We start from the raw sequence: 18,720 nt of genomic DNA on the forward strand, positions 1-18,720 counted from the left end.
TTCCTGCTGCAACGAATTATATGACTTAAAAGCTCAGGAATAAGCCTGTGTTGCCGGAATGCAACACGATCTGTGGATCGTCCGCACTCAGAAGGCGAGGCTGCCCGCCATCAATGCAAGCACAAGGAAGATCAGGAAGATGACGAGCGCGATGGCGAAGAGCACCTTGGCAATCGTCGCGCTGGCGGCCGATACCCCGGAAAAGCCGAGAAAGCCGGCGATCAGCGAGATGACGAGGAAGATAAGGGCCCATTTCAGCACGGCGATGCCTCCGATTGTGTCGGAGTAAAGACGCGCGGCGGGGGGAAATGTTCCGGGTGGCGCAAGCGCCCCCCGGAAGATGGCCGTACTCCTTGGCGGCTGGGAGGATCAGCCGTGGCTGACCATCACATGCCGCACGGCGGTATAGTCTTCCAGCGCATAGATCGACATGTCCTTGCCGTAGCCCGACTGCTTCACCCCGCCATGGGGCATTTCGGTCGTCAGCATGAAGTGGGTGTTGATCCAGGTGCAGCCGTATTGCAGGCGGGCGGCGGCCTTCATCGCCTTGCCGATGTCCTTCGTCCAGACGGAGGAGGCGAGGCCGTAGTCGCTGTCGTTCGCCCAGGCGACGGCCTGGTCGGCCTCGGTGAAGCGGGTGACGGAGACGACGGGGCCGAACACTTCGCGGCGCACGATCTCGTCGTCCTGCGTCGCGCCGGCCACCACGGTCGGCTGGAAGAAGTAGCCGTCGTCGCTGCCGGCCCGCCCGCCCGTGGTGATCTCGATGTGCTTCACGTCCGCCGCGCGCTCGACGAAGCTCGCCACGCGGTCGCGCTGGCGTTTCGAGATCAGCGGGCCGATCTCGTTCAGCGTGTCGTCGGGATCGTTGTACTTGATGGTCGAGACGGCGGCGGAGAGGTCGGCGACCAGCTTCTCGTAGATGCCGTCCTCGGCATAGATGCGGCAGGCGGCCGTGCAGTCCTGGCCGGCATTGTAGTAGCCGAAGGCGCGGATGCCCGAGACGACGGCGTCCAGATCCGCATCGTCGAAGACGACGACGGGGGCCTTGCCGCCGAGTTCCAGATGGGTGCGCTTGACGGTCTTGGCCGCCGCGGCCAGCACCTTCTTGCCGGTCGCCACGTCGCCGGTGATCGAGACCATGTTGATCTTCGGGTGATTGATCAGCGTGTTGCCGACCGTCTCGCCGCGGCCGAGCACGATGTTGACCACGCCCTCGGGCAGGATGTCGGCGAGCAGCCTCGCCATCTTCAGCGCCGTCAGCGGCGTCTGCTCGGAGGGCTTGAAGACGACGGTGTTGCCGCCGGCAATCGCCGGCGCCAGCTTCCAGGCCATCATCATCAGCGGATAGTTCCACGGCGCGATGGAGCCGACGATGCCGATCGGGTCGCGCCGCACCATGGAGGTGAAGCCGGGCAGGTATTCGGCGGCGACCGGGGCGCTCAGCGAGCGGATGGCGCCGGCGAAGAAGCGCCAGCAGTCCACGATGGCCGGCAGTTCGTCGTTGCGCGCGGCGTTGATCGGCTTGCCGCAATTGAGCGCTTCGAGCGCCGCGAAGGCATCGGCGTCCTTCTCGATCGCGTCGGCGATCCTCAGGAGGTAGCCGGAGCGCTCGGCGGGCGTCGTGGTCGCCCAGGAGACGAAGGCCTTTTCGGCGGCGTCGACGGCGGCGTCGATCTGCGCATGGGAGGCCTCCGGCAGGTCGACGATCCTGGCGCCGGTCTTCGGGTTCAGGATGTGCTCCTCGACCTCGGTGCCGGCCTCGAAGCGCGAGCCGATCAGCATCTGGGTGTCCATCGTGGTTCTCCCTTGTCGTTGGTTCATTTGCCGCCGCCGGCGACCTGGTCGCCGTCGCGGGTGAGATAGTAGGCGCTAAGGATCGGCAGGAAGGTGACGAGCACGACCACCATGGCGACGACATTGGTCACCGGGCGCTGGCGCGGGCGCACCAGCTCCTCCAGCATCCAGATCGGCAGGGTCGATTGCTGGCCGGCGGTGAAGGTGGTCACGATCACCTCGTCGAAGGACAACGCGAAGGCCAGCATGCCGCCGGCGAGCAGCGCCGTGCCGATGTTCGGCAGGATGACGTAGCGGAAGGTCTGGAAGCTGTCGGCGCCGAGGTCCATCGAGGCCTCGATCAGCGAGCCCGAGACCCGGCGGAAGCGGGCGACGGCATTGTTGTAGACGACCACGACGCAGAAGGTGGCGTGGCCGAGCACGATCGTCCAGAAGGAGAAGGGGATCTCCGCAAACGAGAAGGCCGAGCGCAGCGCGATGCCGGTGATGATGCCGGGCAGCGCGATCGGCAGGATGACGAGCAGCGAGATCGTCTCCCGGCCGAAGAACCTCGTGCGGCTGACGGCGGCGGCGCACAGCGTGCCGAGCACCAGGGCGACGGCGGTCGAGATGGACGCGACGCGAACCGACAGCCCCATCGCCTCCCAGACATCCGGCCGGTTCCAGGTCACAGTGAGCCATTTGAGCGTATAGCCCGGCGGCGGGAACTGGTAGCTCTTCTCCTCCGTCGTGAAGGCGTAGAGGAAGATCAGGAGGATCGGCAGGTGCAGGAAGAGAAGGCCTGCGCCTGCGGCGATCTTGAGGCCGAGCGGAGCGGCGGTGTTCCGGTCAGAGCGCATCGAAGGCCCCCTGTCGCTTGGCCATCCAGAGATAGAGGCCCATGATGACGATCGGCACGACGGAGAAGGCGGCGGCGAGCGGGATGTTGCCGGCCGTGCCCTGCTGGGCATAGACGGCCTGGCCGATGAAGAGCCGCGACGAGCCGATGATCTGCGGGATGATGTAGTCGCCCAGCGTCAGCGAGAAGGTGAAGATCGAGCCGGCGATGATGCCGGGCAGGGCGAGCGGGAACAGCACATGGCGGAAGGTCTGCGCCGGGTGGCCGCCGAGATCGGCGGAGGCTTCGATCAGGTTGCCCGGCACGCGCTCCAGCGCGGCCTGGATCGGCAGGATCATGAAGGGCATCCAGACATAGATGAAGACGATGAAGGTGCCGGTATAGCTGATCGACAGCGACGAGCCGCCGACGACGGGCAGCGAAAGCCATGCATCGAGCAGCCAGGAAAGATGCAGCTTCGCGAAGGCCCAGGTGACGATGCCTTCCTTGGCGAGGATCAGCTTCCAGGCATAGACTTTCACGAGATAGCTCGACCACAGCGGCAGCATGACGCCGAGATAGAAGACGACCTTCCATTTGCCCTTCGCGTAGCGCGCCGCATAGTAGGCGATCGGGAAGGCGATGGCGGCGGAGGCGAGCGTCACCAGCACGGCCATCAGCACGGTGCGCAGGATGATGTCGAAGTTGGAGGGGATGAGCAGTTGCCGGTAGGTGGCGAGCGTGAACTCGTAGTTGATCAGCCCGGAGAAGTCGTCGATCGAGAAGAAGCTTTGCAGAAGGAGCGCGAAGAGCGAGCCGAGATAGATAACGCCGAGCCAGAGGAGCGGCGGCGTCAGCATCAGGAGCAGCAGGATCCTCGGGTTGCGCCAGAAGAAATCCGAAAGCCGCCCGGAAGGGCCTTCCCGGCGCGCGCGGATGGAGGTGTCGGCAAGGATGCTCATGGAGCCTCCTCCATCGTGTGCAGGTCCTCCGGCAGGAAGGAGAAGGTGACGGTCTCGCCCTGCGCGGGGACCGCAAGGGAGGCCGGGATCATCGCGGCAATGCGGGCGCCGGCCGTTTCCACCGTCACGCGGCTTGCCGCGCCGAGGAAGCTTGCCGCGGTCACGCGGCCGGAGAACTGCTTGCGGCCGGGGCCGTCGCCGAGCGCGATCGCCTCGGGGCGCAGGCTCGCATGGTTCCTGCCGAAGCCGAGCCGTTCGACGAAATCGGGCGGCAGCACGTTGGAGGAGCCGACGAAATCGGCGACGAAGCGCGTCTTCGGCCGCTTGTAGACCTCCTCCGGCGTGCCGAGCTGCTGGATCCTCCCCTCGCTGAAGACGGCGATGCGGTCGGCCATCGATAGCGCCTCGCCCTGGTCGTGGGTGACGAAGACGAAGGTGATGCCGAGCGACTTCTGCAGGCTCTTCAGCTCCTCCTGCATCTGCTCGCGCAGCTTCAGGTCGAGCGCGCCGAGCGGTTCGTCGAGGAGGAGCACGCGGGGCCGGTTGACGAGGGCGCGGGCGAGCGCCACGCGCTGGCGCTGGCCGCCGGAGAGCTGACCGGGCCGGCGCGTGCCGTAGCCGGGCAGCTTCACCATGGCAAGCGCCTCCTCGGCCGCCTTCAGCCGCTCGGCCTTGCCGACGCCCTTGACCATCAGCCCGTAGGCGACGTTTTCCAGGATCGAGAGATGCGGGAAGAGCGCGTAGTCCTGGAACACCGTGTTGACGTTGCGCCTATAGGGCGGCACGCCTTCCGCCGTCTCGCCGAAGATCTCGATATGGCCCGATGTCGGCTGCTCGAAGCCGGCCATCAGGCGCAGGCACGTCGTCTTGCCGGAGCCGGACGGGCCGAGCATCGCGAAGAACTCGCCCTCGGCTATCGCGAGATCCACGCTGTCGACGGCACGGACGGCGCCGAAATGGCGGGAGACTTGCTGGAACAGGACGGCGGTCATGGAAGGCTCCCGGTGTTTGGTCCTTGCGGTGGACTTGCGTCCATCGCGGAAGTTGTCATCGGCAGAAAACGGCGCGCCTTTCCGGCCTCCCCGTGGCACAGGGCTGTCGATAGGAATTATGAGAGGCCGTCTTGCCTCCTTCTCCCCAGCGGGGAGAAGGTCGCGGCAGCGGGATGAGGGGGACGCCGAAGGCGAAAGCCCCCTCATCCGACCCTTCGGGCCACCTTCTCCCCGAGGGGAGAAGGGACGTGCGGCATCGGCATGCCTTTATGCGATCGCCACATTCGCAGCGAAAGCGACGGGCGCCGGAGCTTATCGCCCGCCGATCACGCCGATATAGTCGGAGACCCAGCGATGATACGGCACGCATTCGCCCTGGCTTTCGCACTTGGCGACCGGCGTGCGCCAGAAGGCGATCTTCTCGAAATTGTCGAAGCCGTTGGTCGAGCACCCCTCGTCGGTCAGGAGCGCATTGCCCTTGCAGGCGGCCGGAACCGAGGGAACCGCGCCGAACCAGGCGGCAGCATCACCCTGCACCTTGGCGGACAGCGAATGCTCCATCCACATATAGGCGCAGTTCGGATGCTGGCTTTCGGCGTGCAGCATGGTCGTGTCCGACCAGCCCGTCACGCCCTCTTCCGGGAAGGTGGAGGCGATCGGCTGCTTCTCCGCCTGCATCAGGTTGACCTGGAACGGCCAGGAGCCCGAGGCGACGACGCCCTCGTTCTTGAAGTCGTCGATCTGGATCATGGCGTCGTGCCAGTAGCGGCCGACGAGCGTGCGCTGCACGCGCAAGAGGTCGAGCGCGGCCTTGTACTGGTCCTCGTTGAGCTCGTAGGGATCCTTGATGCCGAGGTCCGGCTTGTGCGCCATCAGGTATTGCGCGGCGTCGGCGATGTGGATCGGGCCGTCATAGGCCTGCACGCGGCCCTTGTTCGACTTGCCGTCCGGCAGCGTCATCTCCTCGAAGACGACCTTCCAGCTCGTCGGCGCCTCGCCCTTGAAGGCTTCCGTGTTGTACATCAGGACGTTCGGGCCCCACAGATAGGGCGTGCCGTAATGCACGCCGTTCACGGTGTGCCACGGCGCGTTCTGCAGGCGCTCGTCGATGGTCTTCCAGCTCGGGATGAGGTCGGTGTTGATCGGCTGGACGCGCTTGCCCGCGACGAGGCGCAGCGACGCGTCGCCCGAGGCGGTGACGAGGTCGAAGCCGCCCTCGTTCATCAGCGCCACCATTTCATCCGAGGTGGCGGCGGTCTTCACGGTGACCTTGCAGCTCGTCTTCTTCTCGAATTCGGTGACCCAGTCGTAGGCCTTGTCCGTCTCGCCGCGCTCGATATAGCCGGCCCAGGCGACGATCGACACTTCGCCTTCACCGGCCCCGAGCTCCTTCAGCGGCTCCTGGGCGATGGCGGATGTGGCAAAGGCGAGCGAAAGGGTAAGCGCGGTGCAGGAATGCAGAAGTCGCTTCATGACAGTCTCCCGGTTTGGTCCGCTTGTCTGCGGTATTGTTCCCGGATGGAAAGGTGCCGCGCTTTCGCCGCTTTCGCAAATTCATTAATCAGAATGTCGGTATCGGAAATTCCGAAAGTTCCGCTTTTTCGCTACCGTCCGCGTCCGCTCCTGAGCGCTTCGGCCAGGCCCACGAAATCCCGCGCCGCCTGCGGCAGGCTGGAGCCCTTGCGCCAGACCATGCCGATCTGCACCACCGGCAGCGCGCCGGAGACGTCGCGGCTTTCGATGCGGTCGCCTTCCAGCGACCAGGGGCGGTAGACGAGGTCGGGAAGCAGCGCGATGCCGGCGCCGGTGGCCACGAGGCTGCGCACCGCCTCCACCGAACGGGTGCGGAAGGCGACATGCGGGCGGGCGCCGAGCGCGGAGAGGAGCTTGCCGGTGTTCTCCTCGATTTCGTCGACCGTCAGCATGATCAGCGGCTCCTTGGCGATGTCGTTGACGGAGATGATATCGGCCGAGACCAGCGGATGGCCGATCGGCAGCCAGAGCCGATAGGGCGAGGTCTCGATGATCTCGGCCTGCAAGGCCATGCGGTCGCGCAGGTTCGAGATGACCATGACGGCCACGTCGAGTTCGCCGCCGACCAAAAGGTGTTCCAGATAGGAGCCGTTGTCCTCGATGGCGCTGACATCGATGCCGGGAAAGGCGCGGCGATAGCGCGAGAGCAGGTCCGACAGCACGTAGCCGGCGACGAGCGAGGTGACGCCGAGATTGAGCTGGCCTTTTTCCGGCGTGCGGTTGTCGGCAAAGGAGCGACGGGCATCCGAGACGTTGGACAGGATCTTCGTGGCATGGCGGAGGAACTGGTGGCCGTTGTGCGTCGTCGTCAGGCCGCGCGAATGGCGCTCGAAAAGCTCGACGCCGAGGTCGGATTCGAGTTCCTTGATCGCCTCGGTGATCGAGGATTGCGAGATCGAGAGGTTTTGCGCCGCCCGCGTCACGGAGCCCTGTTCCGCGACGGCGACGAAATATTGCAACTGCCGGAAGGTGAATGCCATGGCGGCAGTTAATATGCCCGGCGGGGGCGAGGCAAGCAGCGAAAAATCTCCGGGAAAGCCGCGGGTGGGACAGGCGGCGGGAAGCGAGGCTGCTATGATCCGCCCGCAACACGAGGAGCCGCCATGACCGAACGCCCCATGCCGACCGAGGAGGGCATCCTGGCCTTCCACAAGCGCTGCGAGGATTTCTACCCCGCCGACGCCGTCGATGCGGATATCGCCCGGCAGCGTGGCTGGTACGATGCGCTCTGCGCCGCCTTCGACGCGCCGCCGCCGGCCGGCATGGTCAAGGAGGACGGTCTCGTTGCCGAGCGCATCCCGGTGCGCCGCTACCGTCCGGCGACGGTGACGACCGCGACGCGGCTTTTCTACATCCATGGCGGCGGCTTCGTCGTCGGCTCGCTGAACAGCCACGATGCGATCTGCGCCGAGCTTTCGGAGGCTGCGGGGGCCGAACTCGTCGGCGTCGACTACCGCCTGTCGCCGGAACATGTCTGGCCCGCCGCCTTCGACGATTGCTGGGCGGTGCTGATCGAGCTTCTCCTGGAAAACCATCCGGTCGTGGTGATCGGCGACAGCGCCGGCGGCAACCTTGCGGCCGGCATCGCGCTGAAGGCGCGCGACGAGGGGCTGACGGGCATTGCCGGGCAGGCGCTGGTCTATCCGGGCCTCGGCGGCGACCTCGTCTCCGGCTCCTATGTCGAGATGGCCGAGGCGCCGGGCCTTTCCACCGCCGACGTTGCCTATTACCGGGAGGTCTACAAGGCGCCGGAGGCGGCCGCGCATGCCTTCCCGCTGCGGGCGGAAAGCCTGGCCGGCCTGCCACCGGCCTTCGTCACCGGTGCCTATTTCGATCCGCTGCGCGACGATGCGCGGGCCTATGCGGCGCGCCTGGCGCTTTCCGGCGTGCCGGTCGTGTTTCGCGAGGAGAAGGAGATGATCCATGCCTGGCTGCGCGCCCGCTTCATGAGCGCGGGGGCGGCGGCCGGCTTTGCGGCGCTGTGCGATGCCGTGCGCCGGATGGCCACTCCATGAGCGGCATCACCGATCTCGACGAGCTTTTGGCGACGATGGAGCCGGTGCTGGCGGAGGGCCGCTTCGCCTATGCCTGCGTGCCGGCCGGCGATGTGGAAAAACACCTTTTTCGCGGGCCGGTCGGCCTTTTTTGGGAAGAGGAGGGCGTGACGCTGATCCTGCCGGCGGAGACGGCGCAGGGCCTTGCCGCCGGCGCGCCGATGCGCATGATCACGCTCACCGTGCATTCCTCGCTGGAGGCGGTGGGGCTGACGGCGGCCTTCGCGACGGCCCTGACCGCGCAGGGGATCAGCGCGAACGTGGTTGCCGGCTACCATCACGACCATATATTCGTGCCGGAGCGGGATGGCGAACGGGCGCTGGAAACGCTGCGGGCGCTCTCCCGCGCGGCGCGTGAAAAGGGAAACAGGCGATGAGATCTTTGCGACTTGCGGGCGTCCTCCTTGCCCTGGCTTTCGGCATGGCGGGCCCGTCCGTCTCGATGGCGGAGGATGCGCCGGCACCCATCCCCGCCTGCGCCCTGTCGGGCGCCAACAGCGTCTTCATCGGCGGCGCGCCGGCGCTCAGGCTCTCCGACGTGGTGAACTGCCCGCCGGAACTCTACGAGATCGTGCCGAGCATCATGATCGAGGGCCAGCCCATGGTGAAGTTCCGCTCGGGCGCCGGCGAGAAGGGCAATTGCGCGGCGCGCGGCGAGGAGACGGTGATGGCCGAGGGCGAATCGGCAAGCCGGCTCGGGGATGTGACCTGCACGCAGAATTGAGGGAAGGTGCGGCGCGGGCGGTCTTGCTGAGAACGTCGCCTCACCCCACCCCCCACCCCCGACGTCATCCTCGGGCTTGACCCGAGGATCCATGCCACAAATTCCGCGCGTGCCGTTTCGATGGATCCTCGGGTCAAGCCCGAGGATGACGGAGGAGAGAGGTTTGAGGGCGTCTCAAAAGGAAACGGGCGGCCTCCGCCGCCCGCTCCGGTCAGTTGCCGGCGCTTTCCATGCGCCGCGTCGTCAGCACCCGTTCCAGCCAGCCGATCTCCATCTCGGGGACCGATTTCAAAAGCAGGTCGGTATAGTCGTCGAAGGGCGGAGAGAGGACCTTCGACTTCGGGCCGAAGCGGACGAGGCGTCCCCGGTGCATCACGGCCACCGAATCGGCGATGGCGCGCACGATGGCGATGTCGTGCGTGATGAACATGTAGGAGACGTGGGTCTCGTCCTGGAGCTTCAGGAGAAGCTTCAGGATGCCTTCGGCCACCAGCGGGTCAAGGGCGGAGGTCGGTTCGTCGCAGAGGATGAGCTCGGGCTTGGCCGCCAGCGCCCTTGCAATGGCGACGCGCTGCTTCTGGCCGCCGGAAAGCTCGGCCGGATAGCGGTCGGCGAAGCGGCCGCCCATCTCGATCTGCTCCAGAAGCTCCTTCACCCGCTCCGTCTTCTCCCGGCCGCGCAGGCCGTAATAGAAGGTGAGGGGGCGGCCGATGATGTCGCGCACCGTCTGGCGCGGGTTCATCGCGGTATCGGCCATCTGGTAGATCATCTGGATGCGGCGGAGCTGGTCGTTCGTGCGGCCCTTCAGCGCCTTCGGCAGCGTGTCGCCGTCGAAGCTGATCGTGCCCTCCTGCGGCGGTAGCAGCCCGGTGATGACGCGGGCGAGGGTGGATTTGCCGGAGCCCGATTCCCCCACCACCGCCAGCGTCTGGCCCTTCGGCAGGTGCAGCGAGACGTTCTGCAGCACCTTGAAGCCGTTGGAATAGCCGGCCGTGATGTTCTCCACCTTCAGAAGCGTATCCGACTGGTCAGGCGCCTCGTCGCGCTTGGTGCCGCGCACGTTGACGAGCGCACGGGTATAGTCCTGCGTCGGCGCCTCGATGATCTGTTTCACCGAACCGTATTCCACCATCTTGCCGTGTCGGAGCACGAGGATGTCGTCCGTGATCTGCGCCACGACCGCAAGGTCGTGGGTGATGTAGAGCGCGGCGGTATGGGTCTCCTCGATGGCGTGCTTGATGGCGGCGAGCACGTCGATCTGCGTCGTCACGTCGAGCGCGGTGGTCGGCTCGTCGAAGACGATGAGTTCCGGGTTGGGGCAGAGCGCCATGGCGGTCATGGCGCGCTGGAGCTGGCCGCCGGAGACCTGGTGCGGGTAGCGCTGGCCGAAGGTTTCGGGGTTCGGCAGGCCGAGCACCTTGAAGAGGTAGAGCGCGCGCTTCTCCGCCTCCGCACGGCTCATGATGCCATGCTTCAGCGAGGCTTCGATCACCTGCTCGCCGAGCCGGTGGGCGGGGTTGAAAGCCGCTGCCGCGGATTGCGCGACGTAGCAGACCTTGCAGCCGCGCACCTTGCGGATGCCGGCCGGGCCGAGCTTCAGGAGGTCCTCGCCGTTGAGCTTGACCTCGCCGCCGGTGATGCGCACCCCGCCGCGGCCGTAGGCGAGCGCGGTGAGGCCGATGGTCGACTTGCCGGCGCCCGATTCGCCGATCAGGCCGAGCACCTTGCCCTTCTCGACATCGAAGGAGACGCCTTCGACGAGCGTCACCGTTCTGGGCGGTTCGCCCGGCGGGTAGCTGGTCGCTTCGATCTTGAGGTTTCTGACGGAAAGCAGATCAGGCATCGCCGCGCCCTCCCTTGAGGCTGGAGGTCCGTTTCATCAGCCAGTCGACGACAAGGTTGACGCAGATGGCCAGCCCCGCGATCGCGCCGCCCGGAATGAGGGCGGCCGAGATGCCGAAGATGATGCCGTCCTTGTTGTCCTTCACCATGCCGCCCCAGTCGGCCGCCGGCGGCTGGATGCCGAGGCCGAGGAAGGAGAGGGTGGAGAGGAACAGGATCGAGAAGGCGAAGCGCAGGCCGAACTCGGCAAGCAGCGGCGAGAGCGTGTTCGGCAGGATTTCGCGAAAAATGATCCAGCCGGTGCCTTCGCCGCGCAGCCGCGCCGCCTCCACGAATTCCATGACCGCTACGTCGAGCGCGACGGCGCGGCCGATTCGGTAGACGCGCGTCGAATCGAGGACCGCCATGACGAGGATGAGGATCCAGAGCTGCTGCGGCAGCACGGCGAGCACGACGAGGGCGAAGATCAGCGTCGGGATCGCCATCATCAGGTCGTTGAAGCGCGAGAAGGCCTGGTCGACCAGCCCGCCTGTCACCGCCGCCGTGAAGGAGAGCAGCATGCCGAGCGAGAAGGAGAGGACCGTTGCCGCCAGCGCCACGAAGATCGTGGTGCGGGCGCCGAAGATCAGCCGCGAGAAGAGGTCGCGGCCGAGATTGTCCGTGCCGAGCAGATGGTCGCCGCCCATCGGCTGCCAGACGGAGCCGACGATCTGGCTTTCGCCATAGGGGGCGATGAGCGGGGCGAAGAGCGCGCAGAACAGGGCGAGCACGATGCCGAGGATGCCGACCCAGGCGCTGATGGGGATGGAGGAAAGTCTCATCGCGGATGCCTCAATCTGGGGTTCGCGACGATCGCGAGGATGTCGGCGAACATGTTGAGGAAGATGTAGAAGGCGGCGAAGATCAGGCCGCAGGCCTGCACCACCGGCATGTCGCGCACCGTCACGGCGTCGACCATGTACTGGCCCATGCCGGGATAGACGAAGACCACCTCCACGACGACGACGCCGACCACCAGATAGGCAAGGTTCAGCGCGATGACGTTGATGACCGGCGCCACGGCGTTCGGCGCCGCGTGCTTGGCGATGATGCGCAGGCCGGAGAGGCCCTTCAGCTCCGCCGTCTCGACATAGGCCGAGGACATGACGTTGAGGATCGCGGCGCGCGTCATGCGCATCATGTGGGCGAGCACGACGAGGACGAGCGTTGCCGTCGGCAGGGCGATGGCCGAGAGGCGCTGGCCGATCGTCATCGAATCGTAGACCGTCGCCGGGAAGGTGGCGACGCCCATCTGGACTGCGAAGAACAGGATGAGCAGGTAGCCGACGAAGAATTCCGGCAGGGAGATCGCCGCCAGCGAGATGACGTTGATGATCTTGTCGGGCATGCGGTTGCGGTACTGCACCGCGAGCATGCCGAGTCCGACCGCCAGCGGCACCGAGATGATCGCGGCGAAGAAGGCGAGGAACAGCGAATTGCCGAGGCGCTTGCCGATCTGCTCGCTGACCGAATTCTTCGAGGCCCAGGACGAGCCGAAATCACCCTGGACGGCGCCGCCGAGCCACTTGAAGTAGCGGGTCGTGGCGGGCTGGTCGAGACCGAGATCCTTGCGGATGTTCTCGATGGCCTGGGGCGTTGCCGACTGGCCGAGATAGGTCGTGGCGAAATCGCCCGGCAAGGCTTCCACGCCCCCGAAGATCATCAGGGACACGGCGAAGAGCAAGGCCACGCTGAGCGCGAGGCGTTGCAGGATGAGCGCAACCAGGGGGCTGCTCTTGCTGAGTTTCGCCCAGAACGAAGGGGCGCCTTCGTCGATGGGAATTCCCGTGGACGCAACCGACCCGGCAACGCCGGCAGACTGCGGGGCTTCGCCCGCAGCCGCCGTTGCTGTCAGCTCCGGACCGTGCGCCGGTCCGTTGTCGGTCATCAGGCGTCGAGCCACACGCGGGTCGCGACATAGCCGTTCGACATGTCGTTGCCGATGTCGTGGACATAGCCCTTCACGGTCTTGCCGCAGGCGTTCACGAAGTCGTTGAACATCGGCAGGATCAGGCCACCCTCGTCACGCACCATCATGGCCATGGTGCGGTACATGTCCTTGCGCTTGGTCTCGTCGAGTTCCGAGCGGGCTTCCAGAACCATCTTGTCGAAGTCCTCGCGCAGGAAGCGCGTGTCGTTCCAGTCGGCCTTGGAGAGATAGGCGGTGGAATACATCTGGTCCTGCGTCGGACGGCCGCCCCAGTAGGAGGTGGAGAAGGGCTGCACGTTCCAGACGTTCGACCAGTAGCCGTCGCCGGGTTCGCGCTTCACCTCGATCTCGATGCCCGCCTTCTTGGCGCTTTCCTGGTAGAGAACCGCGGCGTCCACGGCGCCCGGGAAGGCGACGTCGGACGTGCGCAGCAGCACCGAGCCGCTGTGGCCCGACTTCTTGTAGTGGAAGGCCGCCTTGTCCGGGTCATAGGCGCGCTGCTCGATGCCTTCGGGGAAGAGCGCATAGGTCTCGTTGATCGGGAAGTCGTTGCCGACCTTGCCGTAGCCGCCGAGCACCTTTTCCAGCATGGTCTCGCGATCCATCGCATATTTCAGCGCCAGGCGCAGGTCGTTGTTGTCGAACGGCGCCGTGTTGCAATGCATGATGAAGACGTAGTGGCCGCGGCCGGAGGTGGACAGGATCTCCACGGTCGGCGCGCGCTTCAGGAGGTCGACGGTCTTCGGGTCGACGCGGTTGATGTAGTGCACCTGGCCGGAGGAGAGCGCGGCGATGCGGGCCGTCGCGTCGTTCATCGCGATCATCTCGATCGTGTCGACGAAGCCGCGGTCCTGGCGCCAGTCGTCCGCGTTGCGCTCGAAGGTGGCGCGCACGCCCGCCTCGAAGCTCGTCACCTTGTAGGGGCCGGTGCCGATCATGGCGTTCGGATCGTCGAGGCCGCCGTTCGGCTGGATGACGAGGTGGTAGTCGGTCAGGAGCAGCGGCAGGTCGGCGTTGCCCTCGGTCAGCACCAGCACCAGCTTGTCGCCGTCGGCCTTGATTTCGGTGATCGACTTCATGACGCCGAGCGCGCCCGATTCCGACTTCTCGTCGGTGTGGCGCTGCAGGGTCTTGATGACGTCGTCGACGGTCAGTTCCTTGCCGTCGTGGAACTTCACGCCCTTGCGGATGGTGAAGGTCCAGGTCGAGGCGTCGGCGGAGGGCTCCCAGGATTCGGCGAGCGCCGGCACGGGCTTGCCGGTCAGCGGCTCGGATTCGACGAGCATGTCGCCCCAGTTGCGGCCGACGACGAACATGAACTGCGAGAGCGCCTTGGCCGGGTCCTTCGAATCGGTCGCGGCCGCGCCTTCGAGGCCGAGCTTGAGGTTGCCGCCGCGCTTGGGCTCCTGCGCCCGGGCTGCGGTGTCGAACATCGTGCCGGCGGCGGCGAGCGTGATGCCGAAGGCGGCGGCGCGGCCCATGAACTCGCGGCGGTTCATCTTGCCGAGCGTGACCTGGCTGGTGAGGTATTTGGTGTAATCAGTCATTCCCCTGTTCCCTTTCGCTGGCCCATTGGTGGGCATTTGTCGTTATGATTGGCAGAATTTCTGGTTTTCGCCTCTAAGGCAACCTTACAGCCGGTATTTTATGCCGGCCGCAGTGTATTCCGTCTCCCGAAAGCCTCCTCCCAGTGCCGCGACGCGGCTTGTGATCCATAAGCTATCCACGCAGAAGCTGCGTGTAACGCCCTAAATTATCTATTCCCCCCACAAGTGCAGCTTATGGAGGGATGCGGATCGCGCCCGATGCAGGGGCGCGCGCCTCATCGGCCCTTCCAGACGGGATCGCGTTTTTCCGCGAAGGCGCGGGCGCCCTCGAGCTGGTCCTCGCTGGAATAGAGGATATCGACCGTGCGGAACTGCCGCTTGGTGATCTTGTTCATGGTGGCCTGGAAGGTCTCGCCCTCGGCGGCGCGCACCACTTCCTTGATGGCGGCGTAGACGAGCGGCGGGCCGCTTTCGAGCAGGCGCGCGAGTTCCCAGGCCCGGTCGAGCAGCCTGTCGGCCGGCAGGATCTCGTTGACGAAACCCCAGCGATGCGCCTCCTGGACGTCCAGCCAGCGGCCGGTGAGCAGCATGTCCATGGCGATGTGGTAGGGGATGCGCTTGGGCAGCTTGATCGAGGCGGCGTCGGCCACCGTGCCGGAACGGATTTCCGGCAGCGCGAAGGTCGCATGCTCAGCGGCAAGGATGAGGTCCGTGGAGAGCGCGATTTCCAGGCCCCCGCCGCAGCAGATGCCGTTGACGGCCGCGATGACCGGCTTGTTGAGGTCGCGCAGTTCCTGCATGCCGCCGAAGCCGCCGATGCCGTAGTCGCCATCCACCGCGTCGCCCGCGGCGGCGGCCTTCAGGTCCCATCCCGGACAGAAGAATTTCTCCCCCGCGCCGGTGACGATGGCGACGCGCAGGCTCTCGTCGTCGCGGAAATCGGCGAAGATTTTGCCCATGATGCGGCTGGTCGCAAGATCGATGGCGTTCGCCTTGGGACGATCGATCGTCACTTCGAGAATGCCGCCTTCGCGGCGCTGTCTTATCGGTCCGGTCATGGGTTTTTCCTCAGACGGATCAGCGCGTCGGCCGCGACGACACCGTCGCCTTCCGGCAGCACCATTACGGGATTAACGTCCAGTTCTTCGATTATTGAAGCGTTTGAAACGACATAGGATGCCGCTGATGCGACGGCGGCGACAAGCGCCTCGATATCGCCCTTCGGCGCGCCGCGATAGCCGGCGAGGAGTTTTGCCACCTTCAGCCCGGAGAGCGCCGCGCGAATGGCCGTTTCGTCCGTCGGCAGGGTCAGGATCGCCGAATCCTCGAGCAATTCGACGAGGATGCCGCCCGCGCCGACGGTCAGCACGGGGCCTGCCACCGGATCGCGAAGGGCGCCGACGATGAGTTCGGCGACGGGCCTGCCCACCATCTTTTCCACGAGGAAACCGGCGGCGACGCCCGCCATGGCGTTTGCTGCCTCCAGCACGGCCTCGCGGCTCGCAAGGTTCAGCTTCACCGCGCCTGCCTCGGTCTTGTGCGCGACGCCGAGGCCCTTCAGCACGACCGGGAAGCCGAGTTCTTCCGCGGCATCGGCCGCGGCCGCGGCCGTTTCGGCCACCAGTCCCTTCGGGACGGGCAGGCCATGGGCGGCGAGCGCCTGCTTGGCCGCGTGCTCCGTGAGAGTGACGGGCTCGCCCTTCCCGTCCGCAGCCTTGAGGAGAGGGGCGGATTGCGGCTTGGCCCAGGCCTCGCCGATGCCGGCGGCGGCGTCCGCGGCGGCCAGCGCCTCCTCGATGCCGTAGAAGGGCACGACGCCGTTGCGCATCAGCATTTCGGCGGTTTCCTCCGGCATGTTCTCGCCCATCGAGGCGACGATGCCGGCATTGGCGCCCGATGCCTTCGAGGCGTCGATGACGGCGTGGCAGGTGGTGATCCAGTCGGCCGCGTCGCAGCGGTCGAGGCGCGGGAAGTCCAGGACGACGAGGTTCAGGCCGTAGCCGCCCTCCATCATGGTGGTGAAGGCGGCGGTCTGCTTCCCGCGGTCGCCCCAGACGAAGGTGTGGTAGTCGAGCGGGTTGGAGATCGTCACCATCCGGCCGAGCGTTTCGCGCAGCGGCTGGCGCTGAGCCTCCTTCAGCGCGCGGTAGTTCACCTTGCGCTTCACGCCGGCATCGGCCATCAGCGAGGCCTCGCCGCCCGAGCAGCTCATCGAGGAAATGTCGAAATTCGGCAGCGGGCCGGCGACGTGAAGCAGCTTCAGCGTTTCCAGCAGTTCCGGCAGCGTCTCGACGCGGCCGATGCCGAGGCGGGCAAGGAGGGCCGAGGAGACGGCGTCGTTGCCGGCAAGCGAGGCGGTGTGCGAGACGGTGGCAAGCTGCGCCTGCTCGGACTTGCCGACCTTCAGCGTGACGACGGGCTTTTTCAGTTCACGCGAACGAAGGGCGAGCCGCTCCAGGGATTCGAGGCTGTCGAAGCCTTCGATATGCAGACCGACGGCGGTGACGCGCGGGTCTTCCAGCACGGCTGAGGCAAGGTCGGCAAGGCCGGTCTGGGCCTGGTTGCCGGCGGTCAGGATATAGGCGAGCGGCAGGCCGCGCTGCTGCATGGAAATATTGCAGGCGATGTTGGAGGACTGGGTGAGGACGGCGACGCCCTTGTCGATCCGCAGCATGCCGTGCTGGTCGGGCCAGAGCAGGGCGCCGTCGAGCATGTTGATGAAGCCGTAGCAGTTCGGCCCGAGGATCGGCATGCTACCTGCCGCCGCCACCAGCGCCTTCTGCAGATCGTCGCCGTCGGCAAGCTCGCCGATGGCCTCGCGGAAGCCGGACGCGTAGCAGACGGCTCCGCCCGCGCCGCGCGCGGAAAGGTCGCGGATGATCTCGATGGTGAGTTCACGGTTGACGCCGACGAAGGAGGCGTCCGGCGCGCCCGGCAGGTCCGCGACGGAGCGGTAGCATTTGCGGCCGAGGATTTCGTCCTCGCGCGGATGTACCGGCCAGATCTCGCCGGCAAAGCCCATCTTGTCGCACTGGTAGGTGACGCGGCGCGCTTCCTTGCCGCCGAAGACGGCGATGGATTTCGGGCGGATGAGGCGGTCGAGGGGGCGGACGGTCATAGCGAAGCCTCCGTTGCCGGTTTGCCCCTCATCCGCCCTGCCGGGCACCTTCTCCCCGTGAACGGGGAGAAGGGATATGCCGCCCCGGTTTCCTCAATCGCTGCGTTTCGTTGGCCGCGTCCCCTCTCCCCGCTTGCGGGGAGAGGGTTAGGGTGAGGGGCAGTTCCATGTACCATCCTCAAGCCCCCAACGGCCGCAGGAGGTCGCGGCTGATGATGTGGCGCTGGATTTCCGACGTGCCGTCCCAGATGCGCTCGACGCGGGCGTCACGCCAGAAGCGGGCAAGCGGCAGGTCGTCCATCAGGCCCATGCCGCCAAAAATCTGGATCGCCTCGTCGGTGACGCGGGCGAGCATTTCGGTCGCATAGACCTTTGCCGAGGCGATCTCGCGATTCGACGGCAGGCCCTGGTCGAGGCGCCAGGCGGCGGACAGCGTCAGGAGGTCGGCGGCGTCGATCTCGGTGATCATGTCGGCGAGCTTGAAGGAGACCCCCTGGTTGGCGCCGATCGGCTTGCCGAACTGTTTTCGCTCGGCGGCGTAGTTGAGGGCGTAGTCGAAGGCGCGGCGGGCGCGGCCGACCGAGGTGGCGGCGACCGTCAGGCGCGTCGCGTAGAGCCAGTCGTTGGCGATGTCGAAGCCCTTGTGCACCTCGCCGAGGATCTGCGCGGAGGGCAGGCGGCATTCGTCGAAGGTGAGGATGCAGTTCTTGTAGCCGCGGTGCGAGACGGAGTTGTAGCCCTCGCGGATCTCGAAGCCCGGCGTGCCGCGGTCGACGAGGAAGCAGGTGATGAGCTTCTTCCTGCCGCGCGGCGTGTCCTCTTCGCCCGTCGCGATGAAGACGATGACGAAATCGGCGATATTGGCATGGCTGATGAAGTGCTTGGTGCCGTTGACGACCCAGTCGTCGCCGTCCTGCCTCGCAAAGCATTTCATGCCGCGCACGTCCGAGCCTGCATCCGGCTCGGTCATGGCGAGGGCGTCGAATTTCTCGCCGCTGACGGCCGGCAGCAGGTATTTTTCGCGCTGTTCGTCGTTGCAGGCCATCAGGATGCCGGAGGGGCGGCCGAAGAACACCGTCAGCGCCATCGAGCCGCGGCCAAGCTCGCGCTCGACCAGCGTGAAGGAGGTGTGGTCGAGCCCCGCGCCGCCGACCTCTTCGGGCATGTTGCAGCCGAAGAAACCGATCTCCTTGCACTTGCGGGCGATCTCCCGGCCGAGCTCCGGCGGCACATGGCCGGTGCGCTCGACCTCGTTCTCATGCGGATAGATTTCCGTCTCGACGAAGGCGCGGACCGTGTCCACGATCATCTGCTGCTCGTCGGTCAATGCGAAATTCATGCAAAAGTCCTCCCGGTATTATTTCT

17 protein-coding genes are annotated in these 18,720 nt (G+C 66.1%); 3 read left to right on the plus strand and 14 right to left on the minus strand.

Going from position 1 to position 18,720, the window contains the following annotated elements:
* Positions 1–87 precede the first annotated feature (87 nt).
* From AB3G45_RS12840 to AB3G45_RS12870, 7 genes are all read right to left on the minus strand, one after another.
* Complete coding sequence (locus AB3G45_RS12840; protein WP_367830928.1) at positions 88–261, minus strand: DUF1328 domain-containing protein; 174 nt, start codon at positions 259–261, stop codon at positions 88–90.
* Positions 262–369: 108 nt separating this feature from the next.
* A complete protein-coding gene (locus AB3G45_RS12845; protein WP_367830929.1) occupies positions 370–1,797 on the minus strand; it encodes a gamma-aminobutyraldehyde dehydrogenase in 1,428 nt (475 codons plus the stop codon).
* Positions 1,798–1,820: 23 nt separating this feature from the next.
* Positions 1,821–2,636, minus strand: coding sequence for an ABC transporter permease (locus AB3G45_RS12850; RefSeq protein ID WP_367830930.1), 816 nt, complete (start codon positions 2,634–2,636; stop codon positions 1,821–1,823).
* On the minus strand, positions 2,626–3,576 hold the full coding sequence (locus AB3G45_RS12855) for an ABC transporter permease (RefSeq protein WP_367830931.1): 951 nt from the start codon (positions 3,574–3,576) through the stop codon (positions 2,626–2,628). The genes AB3G45_RS12850 and AB3G45_RS12855 overlap by 11 nt, the downstream gene beginning before the upstream one ends.
* Positions 3,573–4,568: an ABC transporter ATP-binding protein gene (locus tag AB3G45_RS12860; protein WP_367830932.1), complete on the minus strand. Its 996-nt coding sequence runs from the start codon at positions 4,566–4,568 to the stop codon at positions 3,573–3,575. Before AB3G45_RS12860 ends, AB3G45_RS12855 begins: the two co-directional genes overlap by 4 nt.
* Before the next feature lie 312 nt (positions 4,569–4,880).
* Positions 4,881–6,041 (minus strand): ABC transporter substrate-binding protein, encoded by a 1,161-nt coding sequence (locus tag AB3G45_RS12865; protein WP_367830933.1) that lies wholly within the window; start codon positions 6,039–6,041, stop codon positions 4,881–4,883.
* A 131-nt stretch (positions 6,042–6,172) separates the two neighbouring features.
* Positions 6,173–7,081 carry a LysR family transcriptional regulator gene (locus tag AB3G45_RS12870; protein ID WP_367830934.1) on the minus strand — a complete coding sequence of 303 codons (909 nt, stop codon included), beginning with the start codon at positions 7,079–7,081 and terminating at the stop codon, positions 6,173–6,175.
* Positions 7,082–7,204: 123 nt separating this feature from the next.
* On the opposite strand from AB3G45_RS12870, the gene AB3G45_RS12875 reads away from it, so the two are divergent.
* Genes AB3G45_RS12875 through AB3G45_RS12885 form a run of 3 tightly spaced genes read left to right on the plus strand, consistent with a single transcriptional unit; the run spans position 7,205 to position 8,879 of the window.
* Positions 7,205–8,116: an alpha/beta hydrolase gene (locus tag AB3G45_RS12875; RefSeq protein ID WP_367830935.1), complete on the plus strand. Its 912-nt coding sequence runs from the start codon at positions 7,205–7,207 to the stop codon at positions 8,114–8,116.
* Positions 8,113–8,532 (plus strand): ACT domain-containing protein, encoded by a 420-nt coding sequence (locus AB3G45_RS12880; protein WP_367830936.1) that lies wholly within the window; start codon positions 8,113–8,115, stop codon positions 8,530–8,532. Before AB3G45_RS12875 ends, AB3G45_RS12880 begins: the two co-directional genes overlap by 4 nt.
* Positions 8,529–8,879: a hypothetical protein gene (locus AB3G45_RS12885; protein WP_367830937.1), complete on the plus strand. Its 351-nt coding sequence runs from the start codon at positions 8,529–8,531 to the stop codon at positions 8,877–8,879. Before AB3G45_RS12880 ends, AB3G45_RS12885 begins: the two co-directional genes overlap by 4 nt.
* 211 nt (positions 8,880–9,090) lie before the next feature.
* Here AB3G45_RS12885 and AB3G45_RS12890 read toward each other — a convergent pair whose 3' ends face one another.
* The 7 genes from AB3G45_RS12890 to AB3G45_RS12920 form a co-directional block, all read right to left on the minus strand.
* The gene (locus AB3G45_RS12890) at positions 9,091–10,722 is read right to left on the minus strand and encodes an ABC transporter ATP-binding protein (protein ID WP_367830938.1); all 1,632 of its coding nucleotides are present in this window, start codon (positions 10,720–10,722) and stop codon (positions 9,091–9,093) included.
* Positions 10,715–11,542: an ABC transporter permease gene (locus tag AB3G45_RS12895; RefSeq protein ID WP_367830939.1), complete on the minus strand. Its 828-nt coding sequence runs from the start codon at positions 11,540–11,542 to the stop codon at positions 10,715–10,717. Before AB3G45_RS12895 ends, AB3G45_RS12890 begins: the two co-directional genes overlap by 8 nt.
* Positions 11,539–12,663: an ABC transporter permease gene (locus tag AB3G45_RS12900; protein ID WP_367830940.1), complete on the minus strand. Its 1,125-nt coding sequence runs from the start codon at positions 12,661–12,663 to the stop codon at positions 11,539–11,541. Before AB3G45_RS12900 ends, AB3G45_RS12895 begins: the two co-directional genes overlap by 4 nt.
* On the minus strand, positions 12,648–14,237 hold the full coding sequence (locus AB3G45_RS12905) for an ABC transporter substrate-binding protein (protein WP_367830941.1): 1,590 nt from the start codon (positions 14,235–14,237) through the stop codon (positions 12,648–12,650). Before AB3G45_RS12905 ends, AB3G45_RS12900 begins: the two co-directional genes overlap by 16 nt.
* Before the next feature lie 275 nt (positions 14,238–14,512).
* Positions 14,513–15,295 (minus strand): carnitinyl-CoA dehydratase, encoded by a 783-nt coding sequence (locus AB3G45_RS12910; RefSeq protein ID WP_367830942.1) that lies wholly within the window; start codon positions 15,293–15,295, stop codon positions 14,513–14,515.
* Positions 15,292–17,355, minus strand: coding sequence for an acetate--CoA ligase family protein (locus tag AB3G45_RS12915; RefSeq protein WP_367830943.1), 2,064 nt, complete (start codon positions 17,353–17,355; stop codon positions 15,292–15,294). Before AB3G45_RS12915 ends, AB3G45_RS12910 begins: the two co-directional genes overlap by 4 nt.
* 178 nt (positions 17,356–17,533) lie before the next feature.
* Positions 17,534–18,694, minus strand: a complete 1,161-nt coding sequence (locus tag AB3G45_RS12920) for an acyl-CoA dehydrogenase family protein (protein ID WP_367830944.1) — start codon at positions 18,692–18,694, stop codon at positions 17,534–17,536.
* Positions 18,695–18,720 lie beyond the last annotated feature (26 nt).

The sequence above is a fragment of the Shinella sp. S4-D37 genome, from assembly GCF_040812195.1.
Taxonomy (GTDB): domain Bacteria; phylum Pseudomonadota; class Alphaproteobacteria; order Rhizobiales; family Rhizobiaceae; genus Shinella.

What these genes read in the sequence shown, in the direction of transcription:
- AB3G45_RS12845 (WP_367830929.1), bottom strand. Translation starts at nt 1,797, where the DNA reads ATGGACACCCAGATGCTGATCGGCTCGCGCTTCGAGGCCGGCACCGAG.
- AB3G45_RS12905 (WP_367830941.1), bottom strand. Translation starts at nt 14,237, where the DNA reads ATGACTGATTACACCAAATACCTCACCAGCCAGGTCACGCTCGGCAAG.
- AB3G45_RS12890 (WP_367830938.1), bottom strand. Translation starts at nt 10,722, where the DNA reads ATGCCTGATCTGCTTTCCGTCAGAAACCTCAAGATCGAAGCGACCAGC.
- AB3G45_RS12870 (WP_367830934.1), bottom strand. Translation starts at nt 7,081, where the DNA reads ATGGCATTCACCTTCCGGCAGTTGCAATATTTCGTCGCCGTCGCGGAA.
- AB3G45_RS12915 (WP_367830943.1), bottom strand. Translation starts at nt 17,355, where the DNA reads ATGACCGTCCGCCCCCTCGACCGCCTCATCCGCCCGAAATCCATCGCC.
- AB3G45_RS12895 (WP_367830939.1), bottom strand. Translation starts at nt 11,542, where the DNA reads ATGAGACTTTCCTCCATCCCCATCAGCGCCTGGGTCGGCATCCTCGGC.
- AB3G45_RS12880 (WP_367830936.1), top strand. Translation starts at nt 8,113, where the DNA reads ATGAGCGGCATCACCGATCTCGACGAGCTTTTGGCGACGATGGAGCCG.
- AB3G45_RS12910 (WP_367830942.1), bottom strand. Translation starts at nt 15,295, where the DNA reads ATGACCGGACCGATAAGACAGCGCCGCGAAGGCGGCATTCTCGAAGTG.
- AB3G45_RS12860 (WP_367830932.1), bottom strand. Translation starts at nt 4,568, where the DNA reads ATGACCGCCGTCCTGTTCCAGCAAGTCTCCCGCCATTTCGGCGCCGTC.
- AB3G45_RS12875 (WP_367830935.1), top strand. Translation starts at nt 7,205, where the DNA reads ATGACCGAACGCCCCATGCCGACCGAGGAGGGCATCCTGGCCTTCCAC.
- AB3G45_RS12850 (WP_367830930.1), bottom strand. Translation starts at nt 2,636, where the DNA reads ATGCGCTCTGACCGGAACACCGCCGCTCCGCTCGGCCTCAAGATCGCC.
- AB3G45_RS12885 (WP_367830937.1), top strand. Translation starts at nt 8,529, where the DNA reads ATGAGATCTTTGCGACTTGCGGGCGTCCTCCTTGCCCTGGCTTTCGGC.
- AB3G45_RS12855 (WP_367830931.1), bottom strand. Translation starts at nt 3,576, where the DNA reads ATGAGCATCCTTGCCGACACCTCCATCCGCGCGCGCCGGGAAGGCCCT.
- AB3G45_RS12920 (WP_367830944.1), bottom strand. Translation starts at nt 18,694, where the DNA reads ATGAATTTCGCATTGACCGACGAGCAGCAGATGATCGTGGACACGGTC.
- AB3G45_RS12865 (WP_367830933.1), bottom strand. Translation starts at nt 6,041, where the DNA reads ATGAAGCGACTTCTGCATTCCTGCACCGCGCTTACCCTTTCGCTCGCC.